Below are 18,831 nucleotides of genomic sequence, written 5' to 3'. Positions count from 1 at the left end.
TCCTCCTTTATTTCACGATTTTAAGACTGCCCGAACTTTAGCCATCATCACATTTGGCGTATATTGTCTGCTCTTTCACATCTACATGGACGCTGTGCAATGAGCAAACAATTTGCCGTGATTGGCAACCCGATTGAACAATCACGCTCACCTGAACTTCATCATGCCTTCGCTGAAAAAACAGGCCTCGACATTCAGTACAGCAAACGACTTGCGCCACTCGATGGTTTTCAGCACAGTGTCGAATCCTTCTTTGCCGAAGGTGGTATCGGTATGAATGTCACTGTTCCATTTAAAGAACAAGCGTATGCACAATGTACCGTCCTTACTGAACGTGCCAAAATTGCAGGTGCGGTCAATACATTATGGATGCAAGATGGTCAATTACACGGTGATAATACTGATGGTCAAGGCTTGGTGAATGCCATTCATGCCTTAGATTGGAATTTAGAACAGACCGATATTTTAATTATAGGTGCAGGCGGTGCAACACGTGGCGTAATTTATCCACTGGTACAAGCTGGGGCCAAAAAAATCGTCATTGCCAACCGGACTTTAGCGCGTGCTGAACAATTGGTCGCTGACTTAAAAACTGCTGTCACCAATGCCGAACTTGCAGCCATTGCCCTCACTGACTTAGCAGGTCAATTTGATCTGGTGATTAATGCCACATCGGCCAGCTTAACGGGTGATCCGCTAATTTTGCCTGAAGCATTACAATTCACGCACGCCTATGAAATGGCCTATGGCAAACCATCGACATTTTTGGATCAAGCCAAAGCACGCCATGTTCCAACCTCAGAAGGTTTTGGCATGTTGGTTGGTCAAGCGATTGAATCTTTTTCCATTTGGAATGGCGTCAAACCTGATCTAAAAGACTTTCTATAATTCAAAATGATTTGCTCAATTCACTTTCTGAGCAGTCTAAACACCTAAAAAAAGAACCTCAATTGAGGTTCTTTTTTTATCCAACTTAGTTCTTGTGTTTTTGAATGGCCTTATAGGTTTCATAATAAGCCGATTGGCTGAACAACTCTTCGTGTTCTGCTGTTAGGCCTTGTAATGACGCTTCTGATAATTTTCCTTTGATATCATCAGCAAAGGCTTGCGCATAGATTTTTGATGCTTTCACCAAATGTGCTTTTTCAGTTCCTTCCAGTTCATAATTGGCTAAAAAGTTTTGTTGATATAAATGTGCAAAAATCGCCTGATCAGTCTTATAGGTTTTTTGCAATTGTTTCCACTCAACCTGAGCTTTGTACTCACCAATCCCCGACTGCACATAATGATTGACTGAAGAACCTAAGTCATCAAAGTCTTGATAGCGATGCAAAGCATGCTTATCACGTAATTGATTTAAACGTTTCAGCGCATTGCCTGTTGGCTCTTTTAAGCCATCAACAAATCGATATGCATAAACTTCAGCAATTTCATTCAAATCATTGGCTGAGTAATAACGCACATACTGAGCGCGATAATTAGCAAATGCCACGACAAATGCCGCTTGATAGGCTTTCACTTCAGATTGATGACGTTTATAACTTTGCAATGCCACAGTACTGAGATATTCAGGAAGTTCGATTTCTTCATTTGCAGCACGGACATCATCAACCGATGCAGTTTCTGCTTCAACAAGCAGAGGATCATTTCCCGTGATTGGCGCAAGCAGACCTTTCAACATATTTTCAAAGAGTGAATCTTTACTGACTTCCTCAATGGATTTTGCCTGTTTCATGGCTTGACGATCAATTTTAGTCGCATTGCCATAATTCAAAATTTGGTTGCTACTTTTCAGCTTTAATTGACCTAAACGTGGCTCATTAAAGGCCAATTGATAGTCCATTACTTGGACGCGGCCTTTGTGATCTAAGCCTACATCCATCACCACATTCGAAGATGATTTATCCTGTGCATTCAGCACCTGCGCAATTTCAGCTTGATGCTTTTGCCATAATTGCTGGAATTGTTTTACATCGACAAGTTGTTCACTTTGATATTGCTGGAATACTGGTTTTAACTGCTCAACAGCGTCCGAAATCTCTGAATCTGTATTGGATGTGTCCGCATCAGAAGCCGATGGTACAGCATCTTCTTGCAGCGGTATCACCCGAACATCTTGATAATCCTGACACAGTGTGACTTTACCAATCGGCACCTGTTTGGTATTCATCAAGGCCTGACAGACTTCCTCAGATAAGTTCGCTGTTTCATCATCTTCTTCGGAAGCCGCATAAACTTCGGTTACTTCAGTATCCGAACTATAGGCTTCTTCGTCATCACCCGCGGTTGCCTCCGCATATGCACTTGCAGTATCAATCGCCTCTTCAGCAGATTCAGCGGCAGAAGACGTTTGTTCGTCTTCCGTTTCGTGTTGGTGATACATCAGGCCATGCATTTTCGCATTGAGCAGCTCATTCACACGTTCTACAGATGCATAAGCCTCATCAAAGTCTTCATCCTCAACTGCTGCCGCTACTGCAGTCCCTCCCGCCGCTTCAGCCGCAGCCATCGCCTCTTCGGAAGCACTGAGATGCGCAGCAGCGTCCACAGATTCATCTTGCTCGGCGTCACTATTACGCTGACCTTTGATTTGCGTGGTGTAATAGTTGGCATTCACAAAATCGAAAAGTTCAAGCTGGGTGTATAGCGCATTAAGATCACCCACATAGCGGATTTTTTTAGTCAGCCCTGCATTTTTTTCATCACGTGTTAAAGCAATATTTTGCACTTGATTCGGCTCTGCCAAGACATAGGGCAAAGCATTCATTTGTTTTAAATAGTCAGCAAATTTTTTCAAATCGTACTGAGCAATCGTCTCTTTATGTTTTGAAAAATCCACATAAGCCAAGCTGCTTTGGCTTTCACGATTTACCATAAACGGCATGAACGCAAAGTAGTTGGTATAAAATTTATGTTGATTAAAATCAATGATCATCGGCAACTGTGCATTGACCTGCAAAGTCGGTTTTTGATAACTCAGTTGTAAGGTTAAGGCGGCAAGTTTTTCTCTAAAATGTACTGAACCGCTATAGCTAAACTGTAAATCATTCAACACATTCAGCAGTGATTGTGCAATTTTAGATTGCGGAGAAACGCCATCCTCTTCATCGCTATAACGCGCTGATGGTGGGATCGATTCATTGGCAATGGCTTGATAGAGCTGTTTCTTTTCTTTTTGGCTAAACGGAATATTTTGGGTTTTAATCAACTGATCCAGTTGTTTTTTAAGTTTAGGATCCAGCTCTGGCTGTGTGCTTATCGCAGGTTTTGACTTGGTTTCAGGCTTTTTTTCATCGAACTGAATATCTGTCTGAATTGAAAATTGCCCTTTCATGTCATAACTGGCATTTTCAAACATTGCGTTTAAGCCTTGAGTGGCTTGTTGCCCAAGAGACTGATCCGTTGAATTGGTTTTTATGACATGTTGAGCACACCCAGTAATACTCAAACCCAGTAAACAAAGTGTTATATATTTTAATCGCATAATTGTACGAAAGACCTAAGTTCTTTATGATTTATTAAAAGAAAAAAATGATCAAAAGATCAACATCTAGTCTATCAGAAGTTTACTTTTCACATGTTGGTTAAATATTACAATTCGCCTTTCTGACATTTTTTAAGGGCGTATTCATCAATGTTTTTTGGATGAAATTATGAATAATCAAATCATCAATACAGATAATCCAAAAAAATTTAGATATTAGGATTAAGACTATGCCTGCATATAAAGCGCCTTTACACGATATTCGTTTCTTAATGAATGAAGTGCTCGATTACCCAGCACACTACAAAACTTTGTCTAATGGTGAAGCTGCTGATGCAGATACTGTCGACATGATTTTAGAAGGTGCAGCGGATTTTTGTGAAAACATCCTTTCACCTTTAAACCAAACGGGTGATGAAGAAGGCTGTCATTTTGAAAATGGTGATGTGAAAACACCAAAAGGGTTTAAAGAAGCCTATGACCAATTTGTACAGGGTGGCTGGCAAGGTCTGTCTTTCCCTGAAGAATTTGGCGGTCAAAACTTGCCACAGTCGTTGAATCTCATCAAATCTGAAATGATGGGTACAGCAAACTGGTCATTCCAAATGTATCCGGGTCTAAGCGTAGGTTGTATCAACACCATTCTACAATTTGGTTCAGAAGAACAGAAAAACCAATATTTACCGAACCTTGTTGCTGGAACTTGGTCAGGCACCATGTGCTTAACTGAACCTCAATGCGGTACCGACTTAGGTCAGGTAAAAACCAAAGCGGAACCTCAAGCTGACGGTAGCTATGCAATTTCTGGTACAAAAATCTTCATCTCTGCGGGTGAGCATGATTTAACAGATAACATCGTGCATATCGTACTTGCTCGTCTTCCAGATGCTCCTGCAGGTACTAAAGGGATTTCATTGTTCATCGTTCCAAAATTCCTTGTGAACGCAGACGGTTCAGTGGGCGAACGCAACCCAGTGACTTGTGGTTCGATTGAACACAAAATGGGGATCCGTGCTTCGGCAACAGCTGTGCTGAACTTTGACAATGCCATTGGTTACTTGATCGGTGAAAAACACAAAGGCCTACATGCAATGTTCACCTTCATGAACACTGCACGTATTGGTACAGCAATTCAAGGTATTGCACATGCTGAATTGGCATTCCAAGGCGCACTTCCATACGCGAAAGAACGTATGTCTATGCGTGCGCTTTCAGGTAAAAAAGATCCTGAAAAAGTAGCCGATGCGATTATTCACCATGCAGACGTACGTCGTATGCTTTTAACTCAAAAAGCGATCGCTGAAGGCGGCCGTTCAATGATTTACTATGCAGCTCAAATTGCGGACAAAATGACTGATGCTTTAACCCGCGGTGATACAGCAGCGTTTGAAGCACATGATGACCACTTAGGCTTCTACACACCGATTCTCAAAGGTTTCTTAACCGAAATGGGTTATGAAGCTGCAAACCATGGTATGCAAGTATACGGTGGTCATGGTTATATTAAAGAATGGGGCATGGAACAAATCGTTCGTGACTCACGTATCTCTACTCTCTACGAAGGCACAACCGGTGTTCAAGCACTAGACTTGATTGGTCGTAAAGTTCTGCTGACCTCTAAAGGTAAAGTGATTCGTGACTACACAGCAGAAATCTTGAAGTTCTGTGGTCAACATGCACGTAACAAATACATGCGTCGTTTTGCGTGGGACTTAACGAAGCTTTGCGCACAGTGGAATGCATTAACGGTTCGTATCATGCTTGCAGCACGTAAAGACCGTGACATCGTATCTTCTGCTTCTGTCGATTTCTTGATGTTCTCTGGCTACGTGATGATGGCTTATTTCTGGGCACAACAAGCTGCCGTAGCTTCTGAAAAATTAGCAGAAGGCAATGGTGCAGAAGTTCCTGAGTTCTATAAAGCAAAAATCAAAGTGGCAGACTTCTACTTTGAACGTCTATTACCACGCTCACAAGGTCACGCTGAAGCAATGGTTAACCCATCGAAGACCATGACTTCTTTGGCTCCTGAACACTTTAGCTTTGACTACTAAGCTTTAAACCGAGTTAAATGACTCTATAAAAAGACCGCTTCGGCGGTCTTTTTTGTCTTCTCTTTTAATTTTGATCTATAGGAATTACGAGTAGTATTCTTAATTTCTTCATGAGGTAATAACAATGTATAAAGATGAACTTTATATGGAGAAATATTGTTGTATTTTTCAACAAAAATAGAACACCTTATCGCTAAAACATAATTTTATTTAATAAATATTAAATACTTAAAGTAAATTTAACTCCATAATTTTAGCTTTACATTTGTATCTCATACAACTTCATATCTTCTCCATAGCCTCCCCCTATGATGACTTCATTGATTCATAAAGAGCGTAACCATGAAAAAATTGATGTCTTCATTAATGATTGGTCTGATTGCAATAACTGCGACAATGTCTGCAATGGCAGCGCCTGCATTCAATCATAAAAATCCATCACCTGCTCCACACTTTGATAAAAAACCTGTACCTCCTAAAGCAATACATCACAAACCTGCTGGGCCGCAAATAGTGAAAAAAGAGCATCAACAAGCTCATGCAAAATTTGCCAAACAAAATCATAAGGCAGTAGCTTTTAAAGGCAATCAACACAAACCTGCTTCGCAGCATAAATTACCGCCAATGCCACCGAAACATCGTTAAGCTAAATTAAAAAAAGACCGCTCATGCGGTCTTTTTTTAATATTTACTTTGCTTTATCAGCAATAAATTCTTTAATCTCTATGGGTTTATCTTTTACCAACTCAACTGTGCCTTCATTCACACCATTAAAGTTCTTAAAGTGAATTGAAACACCTTGGTCGTTGGCAAGTCGTACACCACTTCCTGAAACTGCTCGTTTCAATTCATACACACGATCAGAATTATCAGTCAATTGTGCGGTTTCAAAATTATCTTTGGTTTTTAACTCAAGGCTAAGATCTTGTGGCCCTGTAAAGTGAATCACTTGCTCATCTTGAGCTACTGCAACATCGTTTGTTTGTGCAGTTGTGGCCGTTGCCTCTGTTGCAACATTTTGTTCTGATGGTGCTTTTTTATCGGTGCAACCCACCAAAGCTATAGTTAATAACGTCGCAGTTAAAATATATTTCATTTTCTGAAGTTCCTTTATGCCATATAAATTCAATTATCAACTGAATAATTTCATACACATTCTGCAAATTACATTCGAAATATGAAAAATTACTTGTCGCTCAAATTTTAAAACAAGTTTGACATAGCTTTCATTACAGGAATTCTTCCAATACTGAGTTTAAAAAGATATGCCCCTGCTCGGTACAAGACAAACGTGTTGGATCATTGACCATCAATTTACGTTCACGTAATGAGTTCAATAACTCGGCAATCGGCTCTAAACTTTCCCCTGTACGCTCGCTATATAGCTTGGCTTCCACCCCATGATTTAAACGAAGTGCATTCATCATAAATTCAAAAGGCATGTCGGCTGCTTCGATGCGCTTAAACTGAAGATGTTCAGCAGGTACTTTGACTAAATAGTCTTTCGGCAATCGGGTTTTTTGGAAACGATACACCCCGTCTGGCATGGTCACTTTGCCATGTGCGCCTGCGCCAATCGCCAAATAATCGCCAAACTGCCAATAATTTAAATTATGTGCCGACGGCTTTTCTTTACGCCATGCCGATACTTCATAATTGATAAAGCCTTGCGCTGTTAAATAGGCTTCGCCCTGTTCTTGAATATCTTCAAGCACATCATCGACAGGTAAAATCGGTTTTGTGCGGAAAAAAACTGTATTGGGTTCAATGGTCAATTGATACCACGACACATGGGTTGCCCCATTTTCCACAGCCAATTTCAAATCCAAAAGCGCTTGCTCAATGGTTTGTTCAGGCAGGCCATGCATCAAGTCGACATTTACGCGTTCAAAACCCGCCTCTTTTGCATGCTGAATGGCAGAAATCGCATCATCATTGGAATGAATCCGGCCCAGTTTTCTCAGCTGGTCGGTATTAAAACTTTGCACACCGATAGATAGACGATTAATCCCTGCATCTAAATAACCGGCAAAAGGATCGTGCTCAACCGTGCCCGGATTGGCTTCCAAGGTAATTTCACAGTCCGCTTCAAATGGCACTAACGCTTTGAGTTGAGCAAATAACCATTGATAGCCTTTGGATGAAATGAGCGATGGTGTACCCCCACCAATAAATACACTATGAATCAAGCGACCCTGAGCAAAATCGACTTGCGTTTTAAAGTCTTCAACCAACGCCTGTAAATATTCTTGTTCTAAGTCTAAAGACAATTCACCATTCGGCACTGCATGCGAATTAAAGTCACAGTATGGACATTTGCGCACACACCACGGCATGTGAATGTATAAAGATAACGGAACAACTGCAGGATTTAATTCAACCAAGGAAAATGCTCAAAAGGAACAAAAGAAGTAAGCGCATTTTAACATGACTGCATCAGAGCGCTTATGAAATCTCATCCACAATACAGTAGACTAATAAAATTAAAGAAGAATTAGATGATTAGAAGATGAAAATAAGCAGCCATTTATTGTACTTACTGCCGCTCGCGATGGGTGTTGGTATCGCCATGACCATTCAAACAGCGATCAACAGCCAATTGCGTGAATATTTATATTCACCGCTGCAAGCTGCCCTTTTTTCTTTTTTGATTGGTACAATAGTCCTCGCCTTTATGGTGTTTTTTCAATCGGCCGAAAAACCGGACTTTGCAAGTTTTGCTCAAATCCCTTGGTATTTATGGCTGGGGGGATGTTTGGGTGTTTATGCCATCAGTATCAGTATTTATACCGCACCGAAACTGGGTTTTTTATCCCTCTCCGGTCTGATTATTTTTGGACAGATATTAATGTCGATGGTATTTGACCATTTTGGCTTGCTCGGCACTGAAAAAACCCCGATTAACTGGCAACGCTTATTGGGTGGCGTGGTGATTTTTATTGGTGTGCTTCTCACTTTCCAACGCTAAGACCTCATTCCTAAGCACCTCACAAGAAATGAGTACATTCTGTGTCTACTGTCACGGCTGTAACAAGCAGCAAGTATGAATTAAAACAACTGTTTCATTTAATGATCCCGATATTGATCACGCAGTTTGCGCAAGCGGGATTTGGTCTCATTGATACCATCATGGCTGGACACATGTCCGCCAATGACCTTGCAGCCATTGCGGTCGGGGTCGGTTTATGGATACCGGTCATGCTGCTGTTCAGCGGCATTATGATTGCAACCACCCCATTAGTGGCAGAAGCCAATGGTGCTCGCACGCCTGAAAAAATTGCCACCATCGCCCGTCAGTCTTTGTGGGTCGCATTATTTTTAGGGATCATTGCCGCATTAGTCTTACAAGCTATGCCGCTGCTTTTACCGTTATTGGGTGTCCCTGAAGTATTACTTCCGAAGGCGAGCTTATTCTTACACGCCATTAGTTTAGGTATGCCTGCTGTCACCATGTACGCAGCTTTACGTGGTTACTCAGAAGCATTGGGGCATCCACGTCCAGTCACTGTGCTGAGTCTGCTGGCCTTATTGGTGTTAATTCCACTGAACTTTATTTTTATGTATGGTTTAGGCCCAGTCCCTGAACTGGGTTCAGCAGGATGTGGTTTTGCCACCGCGATTTTGCAATGGTTAATGTTCTTTGCTTTGGCGATGTACGTTTTCAAAGGATCGGCCTATCAAAAAACCCAACCTTTCGCTGCTTTTGAAAAAATGAACAGTGAATGGATCAAACGTATTTTAAAACTCGGCTTTCCTATTGGCTTAGCCATTTTCTTTGAAGTCAGTATTTTTAGTACAGCCGCTATTGTGTTGAGTCCCTTGGGCGAAGTCACCATTGCAGCGCATCAAGTCGCCATTTCGATTACCTCGCAATTGTTTATGATTCCAATGTCACTAGCGATTGCGCTGACCATTCGGGTCGGTACTTATTATGGGGAAAAGAACTGGCTGGCTATGCGAAAAGTCCAGAAAGTCGGTATGTTGACAGGGACGGTATTTGCCCTGATTACCATGTTGCTGCTTTGGCTTTTACGTAATGAAATTGTGTCACTGTATACCAATGACTATGATGTGACTCAGCTTGCGGTGTACTTGGTGTTGTTCGCGATTGCCTATCAGTTGATGGACGCATGGCAAGTCAGTGCCGCAGGGTGCTTACGCGGTATGCAAGACACCAAAGGACCAATGTGGATCACCATGATCGCGTATTGGATCATTGCCTTCCCTGTCGGGATCTATCTTGCACGCTTCACCACGACTGGTGCTGCAGGCGTTTGGATTGGCCTAATTGTGGGTCTGACTGTCGCCTGTATACTGCTACTTACACGTTTATTTATGATGAATAAACGTTTAGCTCAAGCGGGATAAGCCCTTAAAAATCATCTAAAAAGTTACTTAAAAATACGGCTACGCTATGCAGAAGATTAATGCAAATTAACACCCTGCATAGCAATGCCATAAATAAAAAGCATGAAGAAGAGGAAAATAAACATGTCCCATGTATTTCGCTCGATCAGTCTCTGTCTGAGCTTAGGCTTTTCCATGTCACTACAAGCTGAACAAACGATCAACCGACATGAATTTCCTTTATATCACGCACCCATTAAAGTCCAATCACAACCCGAATTTGATTACATCAATCAAGCACTTTGGACAGCCTTTCGCTTTTATCATGAACAACAAGCAGACTCATATACCGCACGTTTAAAGTTAAGTTGTCAGCAATCTGGTATGGCATATACCTTTCAGGACTTCATCAAGGCCAATCAAAAGTTTGCCTCTGCGGATGATCAGGATTTTATCGTGACGCAAAACCTCATCACCTTGAATGAAAATTTACACCATAACCAATGCAGTAAATATCTCAGTCCACATTTAGAACTGGAAAAAACTGAATCGAGCGAAGTAGCAAAACCAACTAATTAAGCGCCTCGATGGCACTTTTTAAACCTTGTGGCACTTGGCTGTCATCTTCTACGTCTTTCACGATCGCCTGCCCGACAATCACATCTGTCCCATTAAAACTCATGGTCGGTGAGCCATACAATTCATAGCCTTCATTTAAAGCTTTGGTCACACGGGCACAGAAATTGACATCATCTTTACCGGTTAAATAGCGATACACTTTCATCGTTCAGTTCTCTTCTAGCGACGCGATATTTTAAACCATTCAGCACGTGGCTTAAATTTGCCTGAATTATTTTCAGTATTTACATTTTTGCCCATCATTTTATCAATGTAAATAAAGTCTTAACAATTTAAAGTAGGCAGTTTGTGTTTTGTCGCCTATGATCGGTATTAGATAATAAATGATGATCTTGAGGAACATCACATGGCAAAAACGGCTAGCACACCGGGTCGTCGCTTTATGAAACTTGCCAGTATGACGGCAAGCATTGCTACTAAAACCGTTTCCAATTCCATCCGCAATATCACTGCCGATGAAGAACAGAAAAATGCATCTCGCAGTAAACTTTTTCAGGACATCGGTCTGCAAATTGCAGACACTTTGGGTGAAATGAAAGGTGCGGTGATGAAAGTCGGACAAATTGCCTCGCAGTACAAAGACATTTTTCCACCTGAAGTCGCAAAAGCGATCAGTAAATTACAACGCCAAGCGCCAGCCATGCCTTTTGCTGAAATTAAGGCCCAAGTAGAACAAGAACTCGGCAAACCCCTCGCGCAAATTTTTAAAAGTTTTGAAGAACAACCTTTTGCCGCTGCATCCATTGGGCAGGTGCATAAAGCCGTGTTACCTAATGGTCAGCAGGTGGTGGTGAAAGTGCAATATCCGGGTGTCGAAGAAGCCTGTGAAAGTGACTTAAAACAAGTTCGCCTTGCACTTCGTCTGATGGGCGTATTAAAAATTGATCGGAAGTTACAAGACAAGCTATTTCGTGAAATTCAGGACAGTTTAGACAACGAACTGAACTATGAAATTGAAGCGCAAAACTTAGATGTGGCCCGTGCGTTTCATAGTGCGCTGGATGACAAAATCATCATTCCACAAGTCTATAAAGATTATTCTTCACGTCATATTTTGACTCTAAGTCTAGAGCTTGGCGACAGTATAGAAACTGCCAGCACATGGTCACAAGAAACACGAAATGCCTTGGGAAGGCGCTTATTCCGTGCCATAGGCCGTGAAATTTTCTTCCTTAAACGTTTCCACTGTGACCCACATCCGGGCAACTTCGCCTTTCGTGAAGATGGTTCCGTCATCGTATATGACTACGGCGGTGTGAAAACCCTGTCTCCTGAAATCGTGTCGCATTTTAAGCAATTGATCAATGCTGCACGCAAGCACGATATTCCGCTGATGGAACAGCAACTCGATGCCTTACATTCACTCAATGAACTCGGTAAATTTCCTGCGGAGTTGTATGAACAATGGCTAGAAGTGCTGATGCGTCCACTGACCACACAATACGACTTTGCTGAAAACTCAGCACACCATGACGGGGTAGAATTAATTAAGCCTTCTCTTAAATACTGGGATGTGTTTAAACCGTCGCCAGACACCCTGATGGTGAACCGGACTGTTTCAGGGCATTATTGGAATTTGATTCATTTGAAAGTGAATGACAATCTCAATGATCTCTTTGATGAGTTGGTCCCACCTAGCGCTTAAGTGAACATGACGCGCTGATTGCCTGATGAATTTCGGGCAATATTTGCATTTTATATTGTTATGTTATAACATTGCTTAAGTCAATAAATTTAAGGAACAGAAGAATGCGTGCCAACATCCATCCCGAATACCGTGAATTGCTCTTTCATGACACCAATGCCAATGCCTTTTTTGTGATTGGCAGTACCTTAAGCACCAATCAAACCAAAGAGTTTGAAGGCAAAACTTATCCCTATGTGACGCTCGATATTTCAAGTGCATCACATCCTTTTTATACAGGTGAACAACGCCAAGTGAATAACGAAGGACGTATTGCGAACTTTAATAAACGCTTTGCGCGTTTCAAACGCTCACAATAAGTTCAGTTTAGATTAAGTTTTTTCTTTTAAAATTAAAACATTAAAGAAGTTCAGGGTTCCCCTCCTCCAGCCTGAGCTTCTTTTTTTATGTCTGAAATTTTGTGGTTTTCAAACGTTGTTTTAAACATCTATTTTTAAAATCGACTGAAATAAGTAATATCCCAGCCCCAATACGATGACACCAATTACCACACTGGAAATGGCATAACTAAATGCCAGCCCACTTTGCCCTTGTCTGAGCAGTTGAAAGGTTTCTAAGCCGAAACTGGAAAATGTGGTAAAGCCACCTAAGATCCCGACCATAAGCAATAAGCGTGCTTCATTTTGTAGAACGGGATATTTTTGGCTAAATGCAAAGAACGCACCTGCACAAAAGCAACCTAAAATATTCACCCACCATGTAGCCCATGGAAAGAGTACTGTTGGCTTGGCCAATAACAGTCCTGCTGCATAGCGAAGTGTTGCTCCAATTGCGCCGCCACATGCGACCAAAAGCCAGTTCATAGTTGTCCTACTTCAACATCATTGGTATCTACAATTTAGGCAACAGTCTGCCTAAGGTCGCCCTTCAATATACACGCATTTAATTTACGCAAATAGTGTTAAATGTTTGGGCCAAAGCTTGCTATAGTCTGCAACACTTTGCGGTATTTTTTATTGAAAGAGGACATTATGGCTCAGGAATTATTAGATCAACTTCAAGCAGGGACTGCGAAATTTTCAGATGTGATTGCATTTATTGAAGCGCGTTATAACCACACACCAACTGCTTTTACCAATGGCAAACAAGCCAATGCAGCGACTGAAAACCAAGGCAGTGCCAAAGTATTTTCTTTTGCCCAATTGAATGGTCTAAACCAAGCTGAAACCTTAAGTCTTTTTGCTGAACATTATGCTGCTGTTTTGGCGACACCAGACGCAACTGACCACCAAAACATTCGCCAATTTATGCAAAATGGTTGGGAAGGTATTCAATTTGACGGTCAAGCGCTGAGCGCGAAATAATGCATACGTGGACGTTTTAAATCAGTTCATCTGCAATAAAAAAGCCAGTATAAATACTGGCTTTTTTATCTTTTCATCATTGGTTCAAATCAAGATACTCGAACTCTGCAAGTCCATTCAGCCATCGCGGTTTTTTCCCAAGCTCGTGCATGCTTCAAATGTAGTAATTCTTCACCCGCAGTCGTTGCGGTAAAACGATAAGTTTTTTGACCACCGACACCAAGCACTGGTGTCGCATCTGCAGCAGCAGCTTGTTGTTGTTGAGCTGACTGAAACACTTCTTCAACTTTAAAAAGTTTCGGTTGCTCAGCCAAAGACCATACATAACCAGTACTTGGATTTTCGTTTAACAGTACTTCCAAAGTCTGTCCACGATCCATCTCAAGCAAGGTCGGACAACTTTGCTGTTCAGTAAATACATGGGTTTTCCCATCTACAGTTGAACTCATACTGGTACATCCGCCAAGCGCCAAACCACTCGCCAACATTAGACTCAAAATAAGCTGTTTCTTTATCGTCATTTTCATCATCAAATTATTTTACCTTGAATCTAATGCACACCGATTTCAATACGATCTCGATGTAATCGAAGTTTAGCCTTTGACTTTTTCAATCCACTGAATCGAACTTACACGAAAAACTTCACAAGCCCCATCACCCGTATCTGTTGGGGTCAAAGATGAAGTCCAAACCAAATCTTTGTCTTTCACCTCAACCAAATCCCCTTTTAAACGCACAAGATCGCCACGTTTCACTTGAGTAATTTGCTTCGCAATTTGCGGGTTTGCAGGAATGATGTGCATATTCGACACCATCATCATGGCTTGCTTTTGCGGTACAGGAACACGATCCATTTTCCAATTTAAGAAACGGTCATATTGATTGACTGAAATCGTACGAGCAATTTCTGGCTCTGCAAATAAGCCCCAACTGACTGCATAATCAATCGGAGAAAATTTTGCTTGTTCATCTGTTTGATAGGTTTTTGAACCTAAAATTCGGAAATCACCTTTAAATTCTTTCAAGGTAGAAATCGACTGGCCTTTGGCAGCAGGTGCTAAGCCTTTGGCAATATTATAATCTGAAGACGCTTGGACACCGACATTCAATAAAAAGCCTGCAAGCACAGTACTTAATGCAATTCGCTTGATCATCGCGTTATCCTCTTACCCTGTAATACTTCACATTACTCAATTTTAATTCTGCAATTGAGCCGACTTCATCTATTCATAATACCCCAACCTGAACATGAGCTTAAAATCGCGTAGGTTGAGCCTGATGAATGTCGTTTTCACTAGTTGTAACTCTATATTACGCACACAGTCTGCATAAACCTTATGAACTTGGTAACAAAATGCTGTTATTCAGTCAATTGGCCCATATTCATGCTCCACGACATGATTTACACTTTAAAAAAACCAACAACAATGCCCGCTATGATTTATAAATTTTATCAACAACACATTTTTCCGCATCTTTTAAATCAAGTCATGCAAGTACCGAGCCTGATGGATAAACGACGCGAACTCCTGTTAGCCGTGTCTGGTGAAGTACTCGAGATTGGCTTTGGTACAGGTTTGAATTTAGCGTTTTATCAAAATGTCGATACGGTTTTTGCCCTTGAGCCCAATCCCGATATTTTTCATTTAGCTGCTGAACGTGTACATGCGGCACCCTTTGAGGTACAGCATATTTTAGCCGGTGCTGAAAAATTACCCTTTGCAGATGAAAGTCTAGATCATGTCGTGAGTACATGGACCTTATGCAGCATTGCCGATATTGAAACTGCGCTTGAAGAAATCTACCGTGTCCTTAAACCAACAGGGACATTTCATTTGGTTGAGCATGTACAACACAATGAAAATCGAAAAATTAAGCAGTTACAGCATTTACTCACGCCCATTCAAAAGAAAGTCGCGGATGGCTGTCATCTGGATCGTCATATGCAAAAGTTGCTTGAAGATGCCCAGTTTGAATGTTTTGAAACGCAGTATTTTGATGCTGAAGGCATTCCAAAAATTGGTCAGCGCATGTTGCTCGCCCGCGCACGGAAGTTGAGTTAAAGCGTCCAAGGCCATGTTTAAGCACAATCAAATCTAGATAAAAATACCTAGTCTTTGATTAATCGAATGGCATTAATTTTTAGGATATGACAGGGCTTTTTATTCAACACATTAAAGGTGCTATACGACTTCCCTGTTTTGGTGGAATGCACATCCACCCATTCACCCAAAATCTCCACACGATCCCCTGATTTCAAACGCCGAATACGATTTGCGACGTCTTCGGATTGAGCAATCACACTGACATTTTGCAATTCGGAGTTGAGCTGTTCAACTTGTGTCGAGGGTACATTTTTCGCTTGTACGTTAAAACAGCGGTTCTGCTGCGACCATTCAAGATGATATTTTAAAGACTGGAAATCATTTGCGCCTGAACTCAGTAGCAGATCAATATTGCTGACATAGGCCAAGTCTTGAAAGCCACCCACCACGGTCGGTGCTGCCGGATGTAAAGTACGACTACTCGCACTGTAGTAGCGTTTATCCAACAGCAAATATTCACCGGAAAATGCCTGAGTCGGTGTGACCTGAAAATTTTTCAGCACACCAGTTTGCTCTAAATGTGGAATGGCACGAAAATATTCAGACCATATCCACAGCATGAGCGCAAAAACGGCTGCAGTCGCTAAGAGTTTTTCCATGTGGATATTCTGTCCTTATTACTTTTCGACGGTTCTGAGCCTGAATCAAGTGAGCTTAAATATGCTCAAAATCAATTCGGATGGTTTCAAAACGCACTCGCCCTTCAGCAATGGCTTGAGCAATCGCTTGTTGCCCTTTGGTCAAACGTGCCCCACCACTTTTAATATCAATCAGCACCACTTCGATGTCTTCAGCGAGTCCATCGCCATCACGAAAGTCGGTATAGCCATCAAAAACCACATAATCGATCGGGTCACCGAGAAACTTTGCATCGCTAGGTAAATATTGAAATTCGGGCATGATCGGCGCCATTTGTTCGGCCATTTTGCCTTTTAAAACAGCACGACTGGTATTTACACTGCGTTTTTGTGCATGGGCCAATGCCTGCTGATGTTCCAATTCTAGTTCTGCAATATATTGCTCGTATTCTGCCTTAATCCTTCCATTGCGACTGCCACTTAAAATTAAGGTGGTCAGTACAATCCCAATACACGCGCCAATGAGCATGGCCATCCAGACAGACATTTAAAATTCCTAATCTTTTTAATATATTACAGCGAAACCTATAGAAAAAACTTAGACTTTGGTTCTTTGTCATATTCCCCGCATTAAACAATGATATGCTAGGGATGAGCAGAATAAAATCTATTTAGGTCGATGAAAACGATATTAATTGCCAATCAAAAAGGTGGTTGTGGCAAAACCATCACAGCAATCAGTTTAGCCTCTGCACTTGCGCAAAAAGGTTATAAAGTAGCCTTGGCAGATGCTGACAATCAAAAGTCTGCACGTCAATGGCTCAAACAGCGCCCAGAGACTGCCGCCCCAATTCAGAGCCTAGATTGGCGTCATGAAAAGTCGATTGGTGATGTGCCGAAAGGGATTGAATATCTAATTATCGATGCACCGGGTGCGTTATCGGGTGAACATGCAGATCAGTTGGTGAGTGAAGCTCATGCCATCATTACCCCGCTACAACCATCTTTCTTCGACATCGACTCGACCCGTCGTTTTTTAAAGCATTTGCAAGAAATTAAGCGGATTCGTAAAGGTAAAGTCCAAATCTTATTGCTTGCCAATCGTGTCAAACCCAATTCTGCTCATTCCAAAGAAATTCAAGATTTTTTCAATAAAGTTGAACAACAGCCCGTTGCTTGGATTTCTGAACGTACCGCTTATGGTCAACTTGCCATGCAAGGTCTTTCGGTTTTTGACAAAACGCAAAAATTGTACCTCGGCATGCAGCAACAATGGCAACCTGTGCTCAATGCCATTATTGAAGACGAAGCCGAGTGGTTTTAACACATCATTCCACATTTTGTTGATATAAAGGCCAATCTTGCAAGGATCTAGCCTGCAAGATATTCACCATAAGTTAACAAGCTCTCGTTTTCGGGAGCTTTTTTTTCGGTTAAGATTGAACACAACATGATGAAAAAATCAGAGCACGCATTGCCAACGTTCGCACCTACATTACAAAAAGTCTTATTGTTCGGATTATTTTTTATCCTGATTTTTTTGAGCTTTAGCGTACTCAAATACTTTATTGTGCCCGTTGTTTGGGCAGCGATTATTGCTTATATGACTTGGCCGCTGTATCAATCGGTGCATCGTTTTTGTGGCAATCGTGCAAATCTAAGTGCGGCGCTGATGATCTTACTGGTGGTGCTCGTGGTGGGTCTGCCGGTGATTTTTGCGATCTTCTTGCTACAACATGAAGGCCGTAACTTGTATTTTGAATTACAAAAGCAAGTTTTCTCTGGTCATGTCAATGTGCCTGATTTTATTCGCCAACTGCCGTTTATTGGTAAAGAAGTCAGTCGTACCCTGCATGAGCTGAACAATGACCCAAACAGTATTATTCAATCAGTACAAATTTGGATTCAGGGGCATTTGAACTACGGTAAAGTTTTGGTCGGCGAAGTCAGTAAAAATATCTTTAAGCTGTGTTTTGCCGTGATGTCTTTATTTTTCTTCTATCGTGATGGTCAAACCATTTTAAGTCAGGTCAGTAAAGCCCTCGAAATGGTCATTGGGCCACGTATTCATCATTATCTTGCCACTATTTCGGATACCACACGTGCCGTAGTGTATGGCATCGGTCTCACCGCCATTGCCCAAGCTTTACTTGCCGGTGTGAGCTATTTTGTCGCCGATGTCCCTAACCCGATGTTACTAACCATCATTACCTTCATGTTGGCACTGATTCCGTTTGGCCCACCAATTTCATATACCGCTGTGTCGTTGTGGTTATTTTCACAAGGTCAAACCATTGAAGCCATTGGCGTCATGGCTTGGGGTGTATGTATCGTGAGTACAGCCGATAACGTGATTCGTCCTTTAGTGATTTCAGGGGCAACGCAGATTCCATTCTTATTAATCATGTTTGGTGTTTTGGGTGGGATCGCCAGTTTCGGTCTTGTCGGTTTATTTATCGGCCCAGTGATTTTGGCAGTATTGTTAGCCATTTGGCGTGAATGGTTGCATGAAACCCAAATTGAACCCGTCATGATGCCCAAAGCAACGTTGGCACATAACTTAGACAATATAGATGATAAGCCTGAACAACCTTAATTCAGGCTTGAATTCATTA

Annotated in this window: 22 protein-coding genes; 13 read left to right on the top strand and 9 right to left on the bottom strand. The window is 41.6% G+C overall.

The window, feature by feature from the left end; genetic code table 11:
• The first annotated feature begins 99 nt into the window (after nt 1-99).
• Nucleotides 100-888: a shikimate dehydrogenase gene (gene aroE, locus FTU80_RS06885; protein ID WP_180084599.1), complete on the top strand. Its 789-nt coding sequence runs from the start codon at nt 100-102 to the stop codon at nt 886-888.
• Between the two features lie 85 nt (nt 889-973).
• Here the strand turns inward: aroE and FTU80_RS06880 are convergent, their stop codons facing one another.
• A complete protein-coding gene (locus FTU80_RS06880; protein WP_180084598.1) occupies nt 974-3,484 on the bottom strand; it encodes a hypothetical protein in 2,511 nt (836 codons plus the stop codon).
• 230 nt (nt 3,485-3,714) lie between these two features.
• Here FTU80_RS06880 and FTU80_RS06875 point away from each other — a divergent pair, with 230 nt between their 5' ends.
• Complete coding sequence (locus tag FTU80_RS06875; RefSeq protein WP_168379095.1) at nt 3,715-5,538, top strand: acyl-CoA dehydrogenase C-terminal domain-containing protein; 1,824 nt, start codon at nt 3,715-3,717, stop codon at nt 5,536-5,538.
• Nucleotides 5,539-5,880: 342 nt separating this feature from the next.
• Entirely contained in the window at nt 5,881-6,183 is a 303-nt protein-coding gene (locus FTU80_RS06870; protein ID WP_180084597.1) for a hypothetical protein, read from the top strand.
• 43 nt (nt 6,184-6,226) lie between these two features.
• On the opposite strand, the gene FTU80_RS06865 is transcribed toward FTU80_RS06870, so the two are convergent.
• Both FTU80_RS06865 and hemW read right to left on the bottom strand, forming a co-directional pair.
• Nucleotides 6,227-6,634, bottom strand: a complete 408-nt coding sequence (locus FTU80_RS06865; protein WP_078192483.1) for a hypothetical protein — start codon at nt 6,632-6,634, stop codon at nt 6,227-6,229.
• A 133-nt stretch (nt 6,635-6,767) separates the two neighbouring features.
• Entirely contained in the window at nt 6,768-7,922 is a 1,155-nt protein-coding gene (hemW, locus tag FTU80_RS06860) for a radical SAM family heme chaperone HemW (RefSeq protein WP_180084596.1), read from the bottom strand.
• 125 nt (nt 7,923-8,047) lie between these two features.
• On the opposite strand from hemW, the gene FTU80_RS06855 reads away from it, so the two are divergent.
• The 3 genes from FTU80_RS06855 (at nt 8,048) to FTU80_RS06845 (ending at nt 10,464) form a co-directional block, all read left to right on the top strand.
• Complete coding sequence (locus tag FTU80_RS06855; protein WP_180084595.1) at nt 8,048-8,506, top strand: DMT family transporter; 459 nt, start codon at nt 8,048-8,050, stop codon at nt 8,504-8,506.
• Nucleotides 8,507-8,547: 41 nt separating this feature from the next.
• On the top strand, nt 8,548-9,906 hold the full coding sequence (locus tag FTU80_RS06850) for an MATE family efflux transporter (protein ID WP_306670494.1): 1,359 nt from the start codon (nt 8,548-8,550) through the stop codon (nt 9,904-9,906).
• A 123-nt stretch (nt 9,907-10,029) separates the two neighbouring features.
• Nucleotides 10,030-10,464, top strand: a complete 435-nt coding sequence (locus FTU80_RS06845) for a hypothetical protein (RefSeq protein ID WP_180084594.1) — start codon at nt 10,030-10,032, stop codon at nt 10,462-10,464.
• Here the strand turns inward: FTU80_RS06845 and FTU80_RS06840 are convergent.
• On the bottom strand, nt 10,457-10,669 hold the full coding sequence (locus FTU80_RS06840) for a DUF1737 domain-containing protein (protein WP_180084593.1): 213 nt from the start codon (nt 10,667-10,669) through the stop codon (nt 10,457-10,459). The genes FTU80_RS06845 and FTU80_RS06840 overlap by 8 nt on opposite strands.
• 201 nt (nt 10,670-10,870) lie before the next feature.
• Here FTU80_RS06840 and FTU80_RS06835 point away from each other — a divergent pair, with 201 nt between their 5' ends.
• The gene (locus tag FTU80_RS06835; RefSeq protein WP_111884186.1) at nt 10,871-12,169 is read left to right on the top strand and encodes an AarF/ABC1/UbiB kinase family protein; all 1,299 of its coding nucleotides are present in this window, start codon (nt 10,871-10,873) and stop codon (nt 12,167-12,169) included.
• Between the two features lie 104 nt (nt 12,170-12,273).
• On the top strand, nt 12,274-12,528 hold the full coding sequence (locus FTU80_RS06830; RefSeq protein ID WP_180084592.1) for a type B 50S ribosomal protein L31: 255 nt from the start codon (nt 12,274-12,276) through the stop codon (nt 12,526-12,528).
• Nucleotides 12,529-12,648: 120 nt separating this feature from the next.
• Here FTU80_RS06830 and crcB read toward each other — a convergent pair whose 3' ends face one another.
• Nucleotides 12,649-13,032 carry a fluoride efflux transporter CrcB gene (gene crcB / locus FTU80_RS06825; RefSeq protein ID WP_180062842.1) on the bottom strand — a complete coding sequence of 128 codons (384 nt, stop codon included), beginning with the start codon at nt 13,030-13,032 and terminating at the stop codon, nt 12,649-12,651.
• Between the two features lie 168 nt (nt 13,033-13,200).
• Here crcB and FTU80_RS06820 point away from each other — a divergent pair, with 168 nt between their 5' ends.
• Entirely contained in the window at nt 13,201-13,533 is a 333-nt protein-coding gene (locus FTU80_RS06820) for a HopJ type III effector protein (protein WP_078192490.1), read from the top strand.
• An 89-nt stretch (nt 13,534-13,622) separates the two neighbouring features.
• On the opposite strand, the gene FTU80_RS06815 is transcribed toward FTU80_RS06820, so the two are convergent.
• Both FTU80_RS06815 and FTU80_RS06810 read right to left on the bottom strand, forming a co-directional pair.
• Complete coding sequence (locus tag FTU80_RS06815; protein WP_257221451.1) at nt 13,623-14,054, bottom strand: protease inhibitor I42 family protein; 432 nt, start codon at nt 14,052-14,054, stop codon at nt 13,623-13,625.
• A gap of 72 nt (nt 14,055-14,126) precedes the next feature.
• Nucleotides 14,127-14,687, bottom strand: a complete 561-nt coding sequence (locus FTU80_RS06810) for a hypothetical protein (RefSeq protein ID WP_078189325.1) — start codon at nt 14,685-14,687, stop codon at nt 14,127-14,129.
• A gap of 128 nt (nt 14,688-14,815) precedes the next feature.
• Here FTU80_RS06810 and FTU80_RS06805 point away from each other — a divergent pair, with 128 nt between their 5' ends.
• Nucleotides 14,816-14,980: a hypothetical protein gene (locus FTU80_RS06805; protein WP_180084591.1), complete on the top strand. Its 165-nt coding sequence runs from the start codon at nt 14,816-14,818 to the stop codon at nt 14,978-14,980.
• A complete protein-coding gene (locus FTU80_RS06800; RefSeq protein ID WP_168378146.1) occupies nt 14,970-15,596 on the top strand; it encodes a class I SAM-dependent methyltransferase in 627 nt (208 codons plus the stop codon). Before FTU80_RS06805 ends, FTU80_RS06800 begins: the two co-directional genes overlap by 11 nt.
• Before the next feature lie 47 nt (nt 15,597-15,643).
• Here the strand turns inward: FTU80_RS06800 and FTU80_RS06795 are convergent, their stop codons facing one another.
• Nucleotides 15,644-16,237 (bottom strand): hypothetical protein, encoded by a 594-nt coding sequence (locus FTU80_RS06795; protein ID WP_180024322.1) that lies wholly within the window; start codon nt 16,235-16,237, stop codon nt 15,644-15,646.
• 55 nt (nt 16,238-16,292) lie between these two features.
• On the bottom strand, nt 16,293-16,763 hold the full coding sequence (locus FTU80_RS06790; protein ID WP_078192492.1) for a Holliday junction resolvase-like protein: 471 nt from the start codon (nt 16,761-16,763) through the stop codon (nt 16,293-16,295).
• A gap of 132 nt (nt 16,764-16,895) precedes the next feature.
• On the opposite strand from FTU80_RS06790, the gene FTU80_RS06785 reads away from it, so the two are divergent.
• Together FTU80_RS06785 and FTU80_RS06780 are read left to right on the top strand one after the other, a co-directional pair.
• Nucleotides 16,896-17,540, top strand: coding sequence for a ParA family protein (locus FTU80_RS06785; RefSeq protein ID WP_078192493.1), 645 nt, complete (start codon nt 16,896-16,898; stop codon nt 17,538-17,540).
• A 150-nt stretch (nt 17,541-17,690) separates the two neighbouring features.
• Nucleotides 17,691-18,812: an AI-2E family transporter gene (locus FTU80_RS06780; protein WP_180084640.1), complete on the top strand. Its 1,122-nt coding sequence runs from the start codon at nt 17,691-17,693 to the stop codon at nt 18,810-18,812.
• Nucleotides 18,813-18,831: the final 19 nt, after the last annotated feature.

This window comes from Acinetobacter sp. YH12145 (assembly GCF_013418335.1).
GTDB lineage: Bacteria > Pseudomonadota > Gammaproteobacteria > Pseudomonadales > Moraxellaceae > Acinetobacter > Acinetobacter amyesii.
Note: the sequence above shows the minus strand (reverse complement) of the source record. Positions and strands in the feature narration are given on the sequence as shown.